Source organism: Pseudobutyrivibrio sp. AR14, assembly GCF_900101325.1.
In the GTDB taxonomy this organism is placed as follows: Bacteria; Bacillota; Clostridia; order Lachnospirales; family Lachnospiraceae; genus Pseudobutyrivibrio.
Genome location: NZ_FMUY01000012.1, coordinates 38,463 through 50,388, shown reverse-complemented (window position 1 = coordinate 50,388; position 11,926 = coordinate 38,463). Strand labels below are relative to the sequence as shown.

Genomic DNA, 11,926 nt, shown 5'->3' with positions numbered 1-11,926 from the left:
TCGGCTTGACTGAGTCCCCTTTACGTTTTATACTGTTATGGTTGCGTTATTGTTTTAATATGGGTGTAATATGATAAAAGAAATTGAAGGGTATGTGTCAGATCTTCCAAAAGGCTGCATTACGGAGACTGATATTTATACGGACAAAGGTGCTTTGCTTTGTCCACGCATGACTATTATAGATGAGGCGATGCTTGAAAACCTTTCCAATTACAAGGGGAGGATTCACGCTGTTGTTTCTTATACTCCAGAGCTGATAGTGGTGGAGGATGAGACACCGATGCCAGATGCGGACAGGTCGGTTATTTTTGAAGAATCATTCAAAAAATACGCGGAGGAGACTTTGAGCTCTCTATTTTTGGATGTGGATAATGTAGAGTATTTGACTTCAGGGATGAATGAAGTGGGTCAGGAGATTTTTCAGATTATTGATAAATCCAAGGACTTATTTATAAATCTGGCTAATTTGAAAGTTAGTGATGAGTACACTTACAAGCATTCTGTTGATGTAGGTACTATGGCAGCCATTCTTGCAAAGGCCAGCGGAGAGTCAAAGCAATTTGTCCATGATATTACTATATCTGGATTACTACATGATATTGGCAAAGAGAAGATTCCTAGAGAAGTTCTTAATAAGCCATCTAAGCTTAATACAAATGAGTTTGAGCTTATTAAGACTCATCCAGTTCATGGATATAGACTTCTTATGAATTCTAATGATGTGACAGAAGAGATGCGGCAGGGTATTTTAAATCACCACGAGAATCTTGATGGCACTGGATATCCAAGAGGGCTTGAGGCAGACCAGATTGGTAAGATGGGACAGATTTTGGCAATAGTAGATGTGTATGATGCTTTGGTTACTAAGCGCACCTACAAGGAGGCTAAGACACCTAGCCAGGCGATAGAAATCATGTTTACCATGAGTAATAAATTTAACATGACATATTTCAGACATTTCTTATCTGTTATCAATGCATTTCCAAATGGTTCAAAGGTAATGCTTAGCACAGGTGAGAAGGCTGTTGTTATGAAACAAAACAAGTCTTACCCACTTAGACCAGTTATAAAAGTTATCAAGTCAGGACAGGTTATTAATTTAGCTTCTGACCCAAGCTTTTTATCAACTGTAATAATGGATTCTGTATCATAGATTATTTTGAGCTAGCCTTAAATGGCTAGCTTTTTTATGCCTTTTTTAGAGGCTCCCCGGAGATAAAAATAAAATTTTAACTGTATGACTTGAAATAGTACAGAAGATGTGTATACTTAGCTTATAGACAAATTGTGTTTATGGAGGATTGTGATATGAAAAGACGTATATCATTCATTCTTGTTGTAACAATGATGGCAATTGCCCTATGGGCTTGTGATACTAAAGCTAAAAAAGAGGATGCTGGCAAAACAGAGCAGAAGACGGAGACAGTTGTGGAGGAGAAGGAAGAGGCTACACCAGCAGGTGAGCCTGAGTATGCCTATACAGCTGTTCAATACGACAGTGACTATCAGTATTTTGAAGGCAGAATTAAGTGCGTGCAGCTTACAGATGACAGTCATCCGGCGCTTAAGGAGGCTGTTGATAAATACTTTTCAGAAAGTATTCAGCAGTTTAATAAATCCTGCGAGTCTTATTTAGAGGATTCTAAAAAGGCCAACCAGCAGTTGTCAAAGGACCAGGAAGATAATGTTGGTGCAGAAAACGAATATGTATATGATTACACTGCACACTATAGCTATGACATTTCCTGTCAGGTAACTCGCTGTGATGACAAGATGCTTAGCATTAAAATAGATGAGTATAGTTACACTGGCGGTGCTCATGGAACTACTAATGAATACGGCGTGACATTTGATGCTAAGACAGGTGACATTCTGGAGAATAGTTCTTTTGATGGATTTAAGGATATTGTCAAAGAGGAGATTTTGAACCGAATCGATAATTCATCTGAAGAGGCCACAAGTAGCTTGTTTGACGATTATAAGGATACTATCGATTATCATTTTGATGGTGGATTTGCTACACTTGGTGTTTACTATAATGAGCGAGGTATCGTTGTAGCATTTGAGCAGGCTGAGATTGTTCCTTATGCAGCAGGAATTCCTACTTTTAATATTCCATATAGTAAATTAGTGGGTTTTGATGAAAAATATTTACCTGAAGGAGATTTCTATACAGCAGAGATTCCTTCAAATGGATTTGCAGAGATGGTTGATGTAAATGGTGATGGAGAAGAGACTCCTGTTTACCTTGAGACTATCCCAGACGAGGATTTAGGAGATTCCTACATTTTACATATTGGTGATGACGCTATAGAAAATGGTGGGGATGACGCCTACTATATGTGCTCGCCAATGTTTGTACACAGTAGCACAGGAAATTATTTCATACTAGATTGCACGGGTATGAGTGACTGGCACACAACATATCTTTATAATGCAGATAAGAATTACGCCCTTGTACAGTCGATTTCTGGAAATATTACAGAAATCAGTGATGGCAAATGCACCATTCAGGCTAAGGTAGATGCCTTTGGCTCATGGGGGGCTAAGAAGGAATACACCTATGATGGCAATGGATTTGTCACAACAGACAAGGTTGACAACTTAGATAATTTACCTAGTAAGGGGGACGATGCCATAGGTATCACACTTCTTAAAAAGCTTACATATACAGACAAGGATGGAAACCAGCAGACCTTATCAAAGGGTACAGTAATTTATCCTACTGTTTTAGATGGTGACAAGCTTGAGTTTATGACAGAAGATGGAGCTGAAAGCGGATACTTCACCTTTGAATACAAGGATGGTGTTCGATATGTTGACGGTGTCAGCGAATATGATCTGTTCGCAGACATGCCATACGCAGGTTGATTTGAGTATAAAAGAGATGACAGGTAGAGTGTCATCTCTTTTTTTGTTTTCACCTATAGGATTTATTGGTAAAAGGCTATTAAAGATATTGATTTTTTGGTATAATTCAGTATTGTTTAAGTTTATAAAAGATTTTATGTTTATATAGATAGGAGATACAATGAGAATCGGTACAGGTTATGATGTACATAAGCTGGTGGAGGGCCGAGACCTTATTATAGGCGGTGTGAAAATCGACCACACCCTAGGACTTCTTGGCCATTCAGATGCTGATGTACTTTTGCATGCGATAGCAGATGCGGTCCTTGGAGCAGCAGGACTTAAGGATATAGGAGCTCATTTCCCAGATACTGACCCAAAGTACAAGGGGGCAGATTCCATGAAGCTTTTAGAGCAGGTCAGAGAGCTGGTTATGGACCATGGATATGTTGTTGGCAATGTTGATGCTACAGTTATTGCTCAGAGACCAAAGCTTCGTCCTTTCATTGAGCAGATGGAAGAAAATGTTGCCAAGTGTCTTGGCATAGATGTAGAGCAGGTCAATATTAAGGCCACTACAGAGGAACATCTTGGATTTACAGGACGTGAGGAGGGCATTAGCGCTCAGGCAGTCTGTTTGCTCTATGAATTCTATGATGGCAGTAATGTGGTGTTTGACAGTGGTCGAAATTGCGGAGGCTGTCAAGGCTGTCCGAGAAGCCAGAGCTAACCGTGGTAAGAACGATACAATTTTTAGGATATATTAAGCAGATATTTATGGCATGTGTTCTACAAAAGACCTTTGAACAACATCGGTACTTAGAGAGGCATCGCCGAACTTAGTACCGCTATGTTGTGACAAGAGCGAAAGCGTGTCTTGGTAGAATATATGACATAAATATTTGCAAGTGACAAATGCAGACTAGGAGAATAGATATGTTTAAATTTTATAATACTTTGAGCAGAAAAATTGAGGAGTTCAAGCCTAATGAGGAGGGCAAGGTTGCAATGTACACTTGCGGCCCTACAGTTTATCATTTTGCACATATTGGAAATATTCGTACATACATTATGCAGGATGCACTTATCAAGTCTTTAGAGTACGCAGGCTATAATGTTAAGCGCGTTATGAATATCACAGATGTAGGTCATCTTTCATCTGATGCAGATACAGGCGAGGACAAGATGGTTGCTGGCGCTAAGCGTGAGCACAAGACTGTTATGGAGATTGCTAAGTTCTATACAGATGCATTCTTCAAGGATTTTGATGCAGTAGGAAATAAGCGACCAGATGTGGTTGAGCCTGCTACAAATTGCATTCCTGAGTTTATTCACATGGTAGAGACTCTTATTGAAAAGGGTTACGCATATGTTGCTGGTGGCAATGTTTACTTTGACACAAGCAAGCTTTCAGATTATTATGTTTTCTCATCATCTGTTGAAAAAGAGGCACTTGAGATTGGCGTTCGTGATGATGTAGAAGAGGATACTAATAAAAAGAATAAAACAGACTTTGTTCTTTGGTTTACAAAGTCTAAATTCGAAGATCAGGCTCTTAAGTGGGATAGCCCATGGGGTGTAGGATATCCAGGATGGCACATTGAGTGCTCATGCATTTCTATGAAGCACCTTGGAGAATATATGGATATTCACTGCGGTGGTGTAGACAATATTTTCCCACACCACACAAATGAGGTGGCACAGTCTGAGGCATACCTTGGACATAAGTGGTGCAATTACTGGTTCCACAGCAACCACCTTAACGATCAGTCTGGTAAGATGTCAAAGTCAAAGGGTGCAATCCTTACTGTTTCAGTTCTTCAGGAAAAGGGATATGATCCACTTGTATACAGATTCTTCTGCTTGCAGTCACACTATCGTAAGCCACTTGTATTCTCATGGGAGAATCTAGACAATACAGTTCAGGCTTATAACAAGCTTGTTAAGCGTGTCTCTGAGCTCAAGGCTGAGGGCACAGTTGATGAGACAGTGAAAAAGGATTTTGAGGAGAAGTTCTGCGAGGCAGTTTCAAATGATTTGAATACTTCAATGGCTATCACAATTCTTTACGATGCTCTCAAGGCAGATACTAATGACGCTACAAAGCTTGCTCTTGTAGAGAGCTTTGATAGAGTGCTTTCACTTGATTTGATTGGTCATGCCAAGGCTCTTGGTGCAGCTACTGAGGTAGATGCTGAGCTTGAGGCTTATATTAATGATGCAATAGCACGCCGTGCAGAGGCTAAGAAAGCTAAGGATTTTGCTACAGCAGATGCAATCCGCGATGAGCTTTTGGCAAAGGGCGTTGAGATTAAGGATACTCGTGAAGGAGTAGTATGGAAGCTAGTTTAAATGATTATTTAAATAGCAAATTTGATATTGAACCAAAGGATATCAGGACTTATTCACCCCTGACTCTTGCATACATTGGTGATGCTATATTTGATGTGGTGGTTCGCTCGATTCTGGTTAACAAGGGCAATACTGCAGTCAATAAATTACATCAGCGAGCAAGCTCAGTGGTTAAGGCTCCGACACAGGCTAGGATGGCGGCAGCACTTATGGATGATTTCACCGAGGAAGAGGCAGACTGGTACAGACGTGGACGTAATTCTAAGCCTCACACCAAGGCTAAAAATGCCACCACTATGGACTATCTTGAGGCCACAGGCTTTGAGGCGGTGATGGGCTATTTGTACCTGACTGGAGATATGGACCGTATATGCGAATTGGTTCACCGCGGCATCGAACTTACGGGATTGGATATATTAGATTAGAGGAATTATATGGAAGAAAGTAGAATTGTTGAGGGCCGTAATGCTGTCCTCGAAGCTTTTAGATCTGGTAAAACTATAGATAAGCTTTTTGTTTTAGAAGGCTGCAAGGATGGCCCTGTGCAGACTATTCTTCGTGAGGCAAAAAAGAGCAAGGATACAGTTATTAGTTTTGTAAAGAAGGAACGCCTTGACCAGCTTTCTGAGACTGGTAAGCATCAGGGAGTTCTTGCTTATGCAGCAAGCTATGACTATGTTGAGCTTGATGAGATTATGGCTAGGGCTAAGGAAAAAGGGGAGGACCCATTTCTCATAATCCTTGATAATATAGAGGACCCTCATAATCTTGGTGCAATCATTCGTACTGCAAACCAGGCTGGTGCCCATGGAGTGGTTATTCCAAAGCATAGAGCAGTTGGCCTCACTGCCACTGTAGCTAAGGCATCTGCAGGAGCAATTAATTATACTCCAGTTGCAAAGGTTACCAACATTTCAAAGACTATGGAAGAGCTTAAGGAGCAGGGCATGTGGTTTGTATGTGCTGATATGGGTGGCACTACTATGTATGACCTTAATCTTACTGGCTCAATTGGTCTTGTTATTGGAAACGAAGGACACGGAGTATCTGATTTGGTTAAGAAGAATTGTGATATGGTTGCCAGCATTCCTATGTATGGCGATATTGATTCTCTTAATGCATCAGTTGCTTGCGGCGTTCTTGCATATGAGGTTGTTAGACAAAGAATTAATAAGAGCAAATAGATTTCGGGAGTGAGCTATGAACCATAGATTGGAATATGAAAAGCTTACAGATGAACAATTAGTAAAAAAATATCAGGATGGCGATCAGGCCATCCTGAATTATATATGTGAAAAATATAAGCCACTGGTTCTTAAAAATTCCAAGAAATATTTCCTTGTGGGAGGCGAAAATGAAGATCTGATCCAGGAGGGGATGATTGGACTTTTTAGTGCTATTGGTGACTATGATACTGATTCTGAGGTTACATTTTTTCATTTTGCTTCCATGTGTATCGATAGACAGATGATTAAGGCAATTGAAGCCAGCAATCGAAAAAAACATTCTCCTCTGAATGCCTATGTTTCCCTTTATGATGAAGATGGGGGCGAGATGGAAGAATCAGGGTTTACAACTGATGACCCGGCAGAATTAATCATTGAGGCAGAGGAAAATACAACTTTGATTGATAGACTAAAAGCCAACCTTTCACCGATGGAGCAGCAGGTATTCGATTTGTATATGCAGGATTTTGATTACAAAGAGATAGCAGCAAAGCTTGAAAAGTCCGAGAAGTCTATTGATAATACCCTTACAAGAATAAAACAAAAAGCACGAAATTTATAAAGATAAAGCCTAAGCTCTATCCTTTAAAGAGGATAAAGTTCAGGCTTTCTGTTTTTAAATACTGCAAACTCGTTGAAACCACATGCCTTTAATATAGAAGGAACCTTATCAAAGTCTGCTGCTACGTCCTCGGTGACGTGAGCATCTGCTCCGATTGTGATAAGCTTTCCCCCTAGGTCATGGTATCGTTTTATTATACTAGCTGCCGGATTTGGGTTGTTCATACCTTTTCTGAAAGCAGCTGTATTAACTTCTAGCGCCTTGTCGTTTTTGACTAGCTTTTCTAATATGGCATCTACAACCTCTTTATATGGCTCGTAGGTGTTATTCTTAAAAAGAGGATCAGGTGAATATCTAAAGGCGTAATCCAAATGTCCGATAGAATCAAAATTCATAAAGCTGTTTATGTTATCAAGGATGCACTCATAGTAAGTTGTCATAAGTTTTTGAGGCTCAACCTCCTCCCATGTACCAGGAAAATATGGGTCCTTGCCATATATAAGGTGGGTGCTTCCTATAACAAAATCAAAAGGATAGGTTTCTACTATAGTATTGTTTTCTTTTGTGGCTATTTCTTGGATGCCTACTTCTATACCAGTGAGAACTGTAAAACTATCATCTGAAATCTCTAAAGCAGTAGCGTGTTGTTTGGTAAAGTAGTTTTCAACATCAAGCTCAAAATAACCATATTCCTTTGGGTAATATAAATCGAGATGATCGGTAAAAGTGATTCCCCGCAAGCCCTTTGCCTTGGCAGCCTTAATCATATCAAGTGGGTCCGTATCGCTGTCCCCTGAAAACCAACTGTGCATGTGGTTATCCCATAGCATTATAAGTCCCTCCTTTGTGAGATGAATTCAGTAATTATGACATATAGAAATGCCACACTTTTAAGTAAATTAATAATAAATGAAGTGATGTGTTCAATCAAGGCAGAAGATGAGGAATATTTATCACTATTTTATAAGAGTGGTGGTAAGATTAGAGCAGATTGAGAAAAATTTAACAATATTTGATTTTGGGGTTGAATTATAAAGTGCTTTTGTATAAAATAAAGTGCATACGGGGCTAATTTCATGGTTAGCCCAGAAAAATAATTTTTTAAAAGAATCTTTAGGAGGATTTAAAAATGGCAGTAAGAGTAGCAATCAACGGTTTTGGCCGTATCGGACGTCTTGCATTCCGTCAGATGTTCGGCGCAGAAGGTTACGAAGTAGTAGCAATCAACGACTTAACTAGCCCAAAGATGTTAGCACATCTTTTAAAGTACGATTCATCACAGGGAAAGTACGAGCACGCTGATGAGGTTTCATCTACAGATGATTCAATCATCGTATGTGGCAAGGAGATCAAGATTTACGCATTCCCAGATGCAAACAATTGCCCATGGGGAGACCTTAAGGTAGACGTAGTTCTTGAGTGCTCAGGTTTCTACACATCAAAGGAAAAGGCACAGGCTCATATCAATGCTGGTGCTAGAAAGGTTGTTATCTCTGCTCCAGCAGGAAACGATCTTCCTACAATCGTTTACAATACAAACCACACAACACTTAAGGCTTCTGATAACATCATTTCAGCAGCTTCATGTACAACAAACTGCTTAGCACCTATGGCTGACGCACTTAACAAGTACGCTCCAATCCAGTCTGGTATCATGGTAACAATCCATGCTTACACAGGTGATCAGATGACACTTGATGGCCCACAGAGAAAGGGTGATCTTCGTCGTTCACGTGCAGCAGCAGTTAACATCGTTCCTAACTCAACAGGTGCAGCTAAGGCTATCGGTCTTGTTATCCCAGAGCTTAACGGAAAGCTTATCGGATCTGCTCAGCGTGTTCCTACACCAACAGGTTCTACAACAATCCTTACAGCAGTTGTTAACAAGAAGGACGTTACTGTTGAGGGTATCAACGCAGCTATGAAGGCAGCAGCTAACGAGTCATTCGGTTACAACGAGGATGAAATCGTTTCTTCAGATATCGTAGGTATGAGATTTGGTTCTCTCTTCGATGCTACACAGACAATGGTTTCTAAGGTTTCTGATGATCAGTACGAGGTACAGGTTGTTTCTTGGTATGATAACGAGAACAGCTACACATCACAGATGGTACGTACAATTAAGTACTTCTCAGAGTTAGCATAAAAATTGTCTATTTGCCCATCTGCTTCGTTATGTTTCGCTCGCAGTACTTAGTACAGCGTCGCTCACATGCCTTGCATATGGCCAAATATCCGAATTTTTGGATTTATTAGGGTCCGGTCCTTATGGACCGAACCCTTTTTTCTTATTTATGGGACATTTCCCGTACAATTTAACTATCATTTTGTGCTTAGATGAGCCTGTAGATAACAAGCTCTTAGGTTTCTGAATGAGACGTGTTAGTCGAATGAAGAAACACTAAGGCTTGTGAACGTAACAGGCGGACTAAGTTTATAAGGAGGAATTTAAAATGGCATTAAACAAAAAGACAGTTGATGACATCAATGTAAAGGGCCGTCGCGTTCTTGTTCGTTGCGATTTCAACGTACCACTTAAGGGTGGCGAGATTACAGACGATACACGTATCAAGGCAGCTCTTCCTACAATCAACAAGCTTATCGCTGATGGTGGAAAGGTTATCCTTTGCTCACACCTTGGTAAGGTTAAGAATGGTCCTAACGAGGGCGAGTCACTTGCACCAGTTGCAAAGAGACTTTCAGAGAAGCTCGGTAAGGAAGTTAACTTCGTTTCAGATTACAACGTAACAGGCGAGGCTGCTACAGCAGCAGTTAACGCTATGAAAGAGGGAGATGTAGTTCTTCTTCAGAATACTCGTTTCCGTGGCGAGGAAGAGACAAAGAACGGTGAGGCTTTCTCTAAGGAGCTTGCTGATCTTGCAGATGATTATGTATGTGACGCTTTCGGTTCATCACACAGAGCACACGCTTCTGTAGCTGGTGTTACAAAGTTCATCACAGCTAAGGGTGGTTCTAACGTAGTTGGATACCTTATGCAGAAGGAAATCGACTTCCTTGGCAACGCTGTTGAGAATCCAGTTCGTCCATTCGTAGCTATACTTGGTGGTGCTAAGGTAGCTGACAAGCTTAACGTTATCAACAACCTTCTTGAGAAGTGCGATACACTTATCATCGGTGGTGGTATGGCTTACACATTCCAGAAGGCACTTGGCCACGAGATTGGTAAGTCACTTTGTGATGATACAAAGCTTGATTACTGCAAGGAGATGCTTGAGAAGGCAGAGAAGATGGGTAAGGAAATCCTTCTTCCACTTGATTCAGTAACAATCGCTGAGTTCCCGGATCCAATCGATGCTCCAATCGAGACAGAGACATATGATACAGAGAACATGCCAGCAGATAGAGAGGGTTGTGATATCGGACCTAAGACTGTAGAGCTCTTCTCTAACAAGGTTAAGACAGCTAAGACTGTTCTTTGGAACGGACCAATGGGTCTTTTCGAGAACCCAGCACTTGCTGTAGGTACAAAGGCAGTTGCTCAGGCACTTGCTGATACAGATGCTACAACAATCATTGGTGGTGGTGATTCAGCAGCAGCTGTTAACCAGATGGGATTCGCTGACAAGATGAGCCACATCTCTACAGGTGGTGGTGCTTCTCTTGAGTTCCTTGAGGGTAAGGAGCTTCCTGGCGTTTACGCAGCAGACGACAAGTAAAATTTTCCATATTAGTTTGATTTCTGCGTTAGTAGATGCTTGCAGTAGGTTTACTACGGCTTCGCATCTACTGCCTTGAAATAAAGCAAATATGAAAAATTTGGCATATCTATTGCCTTGTAATTTTAGAAAACACTAGAATTTTAGCTTCGTAGAGGCAATATATTTTATTATTAGAAAAATTATAAGTAGCCATAAATCAGAAATATAGCAAATACTCTTATTAGACCTTGATGAGCCGTCCCTACTTAGATGGTGCGTAAGCAGCATCTTATGTAGGGTAACGAGCGAATAAGAGCGCAAGCGTGTCGTTGAGAGTGTTTGATATATTGATGATGCAATGGCGAGAGGAGAACTATTATGGCAAGAAGAAGAATTATTGCTGGCAACTGGAAGATGAACATGACACCTTCTGAGGCTGTAAAGCTTGTTGCTGAGCTTAAGGATTTAGTTGTAAATGATAATGTAGACGTAGTTTACTGCGTTCCTGCAATTGATATTGTTCCTGTAGTAGAGGCTGTTAAGGGTACAAACGTTAATGTTGGTGCTGAGAACTTCTACATCGAGGATAAGGGTGCTTTCACTGGCGAGATTTCAGCTCCTATGCTTGTTGATGCTGGTGTTAAGTATGTAATTATGGGTCACTCTGAGAGACGTGACATCTTTGGTGAGGATGATATCCTTATCAATGCAAAGGTTAAGAAGGCATTCGCTGCTGGTCTTACACCAATCCTTTGCTGTGGTGAGTCACTTGCACTTCGCAAGGCTGGCACATACAAGGAGTGGATTGAGCGTCAGATTACATGGGATCTTTCAGGCGTTACAGCTGATCAGGTAAAGAACCTTGTTATCGCTTATGAGCCAATCTGGGCTATCGGTACAGGTGAGACAGCTACAGCTGATCAGGCAGAGGAAGTTTGTGCATTCATCCGTGAGCTTATTGCTAAGCTTTATGATGGTGCTACAGCTGAGGCAGTTCGTATTCAGTACGGCGGTTCTATGAACGCTTCAAACGCTGCTGAGCTTCTTTCTAAGCCAAACATCGATGGTGGTCTTATTGGTGGCGCTTCTCTTAAGCCAGACTTTGGTAAGATCGTTAATGCTTAAAATTTATATGGGTTTTGTTAATGACTTTGTTAAAAATGTCAATTATAAGTAAGAAAAACTCCTAAAGTTTTACATGCGCACCAGTTCTCTGGTGCGCTATTTTTGTTTAAATATCCCCTTATTTATGATATAATTTGCGCTGATGGACGTCT

At 40.7% G+C, this 11,926-nt stretch carries 12 protein-coding genes; 11 read left to right on the top strand and 1 reads right to left on the bottom strand.

Features of this window, described 5'->3' with window-relative positions; all coding sequences use genetic code 11:
* Positions 1-70 precede the first annotated feature (70 nt).
* From BLP50_RS10860 to BLP50_RS10830, 7 genes are all read left to right on the top strand, one after another.
* A complete protein-coding gene (locus BLP50_RS10860) occupies positions 71-1,153 on the top strand; it encodes an HD-GYP domain-containing protein (protein WP_090154628.1) in 1,083 nt (360 codons plus the stop codon).
* 155 nt (positions 1,154-1,308) lie between these two features.
* Complete coding sequence (locus BLP50_RS10855) at positions 1,309-2,871, top strand: DUF3298 and DUF4163 domain-containing protein (protein WP_176753761.1); 1,563 nt, start codon at positions 1,309-1,311, stop codon at positions 2,869-2,871.
* 160 nt (positions 2,872-3,031) lie between these two features.
* Complete coding sequence (gene ispF / locus BLP50_RS10850) at positions 3,032-3,580, top strand: 2-C-methyl-D-erythritol 2,4-cyclodiphosphate synthase (RefSeq protein ID WP_090154624.1); 549 nt, start codon at positions 3,032-3,034, stop codon at positions 3,578-3,580.
* A 206-nt stretch (positions 3,581-3,786) separates the two neighbouring features.
* Positions 3,787-5,202 (top strand): cysteine--tRNA ligase, encoded by a 1,416-nt coding sequence (gene cysS, locus BLP50_RS10845; RefSeq protein ID WP_242869259.1) that lies wholly within the window; start codon positions 3,787-3,789, stop codon positions 5,200-5,202.
* Positions 5,187-5,627: a Mini-ribonuclease 3 gene (locus BLP50_RS10840; RefSeq protein ID WP_090154621.1), complete on the top strand. Its 441-nt coding sequence runs from the start codon at positions 5,187-5,189 to the stop codon at positions 5,625-5,627. Before cysS ends, BLP50_RS10840 begins: the two co-directional genes overlap by 16 nt.
* Before the next feature lie 9 nt (positions 5,628-5,636).
* The gene (gene rlmB, locus BLP50_RS10835) at positions 5,637-6,386 is read left to right on the top strand and encodes a 23S rRNA (guanosine(2251)-2'-O)-methyltransferase RlmB (protein ID WP_090154619.1); all 750 of its coding nucleotides are present in this window, start codon (positions 5,637-5,639) and stop codon (positions 6,384-6,386) included.
* A 16-nt stretch (positions 6,387-6,402) separates the two neighbouring features.
* The gene (locus tag BLP50_RS10830) at positions 6,403-6,990 is read left to right on the top strand and encodes a sigma-70 family RNA polymerase sigma factor (protein ID WP_090154617.1); all 588 of its coding nucleotides are present in this window, start codon (positions 6,403-6,405) and stop codon (positions 6,988-6,990) included.
* Between the two features lie 23 nt (positions 6,991-7,013).
* Here the strand turns inward: BLP50_RS10830 and BLP50_RS10825 are convergent, their stop codons facing one another.
* Positions 7,014-7,820 (bottom strand): histidinol-phosphatase HisJ family protein, encoded by an 807-nt coding sequence (locus BLP50_RS10825; protein WP_090154615.1) that lies wholly within the window; start codon positions 7,818-7,820, stop codon positions 7,014-7,016.
* Between the two features lie 21 nt (positions 7,821-7,841).
* On the opposite strand from BLP50_RS10825, the gene BLP50_RS14335 reads away from it, so the two are divergent.
* The 4 genes from BLP50_RS14335 to tpiA all read left to right on the top strand — a co-directional run bounded on the left by BLP50_RS14335 (position 7,842) and on the right by tpiA (position 11,774).
* Positions 7,842-7,985, top strand: coding sequence for a hypothetical protein (locus BLP50_RS14335; protein ID WP_176753760.1), 144 nt, complete (start codon positions 7,842-7,844; stop codon positions 7,983-7,985).
* Positions 7,986-8,119: 134 nt separating this feature from the next.
* On the top strand, positions 8,120-9,136 hold the full coding sequence (gene gap / locus BLP50_RS10820) for a type I glyceraldehyde-3-phosphate dehydrogenase (protein WP_090154613.1): 1,017 nt from the start codon (positions 8,120-8,122) through the stop codon (positions 9,134-9,136).
* A gap of 307 nt (positions 9,137-9,443) precedes the next feature.
* On the top strand, positions 9,444-10,667 hold the full coding sequence (locus BLP50_RS10815; protein WP_090154611.1) for a phosphoglycerate kinase: 1,224 nt from the start codon (positions 9,444-9,446) through the stop codon (positions 10,665-10,667).
* Positions 10,668-11,027: 360 nt separating this feature from the next.
* On the top strand, positions 11,028-11,774 hold the full coding sequence (gene tpiA / locus BLP50_RS10810; protein WP_090154609.1) for a triose-phosphate isomerase: 747 nt from the start codon (positions 11,028-11,030) through the stop codon (positions 11,772-11,774).
* Positions 11,775-11,926: the final 152 nt, after the last annotated feature.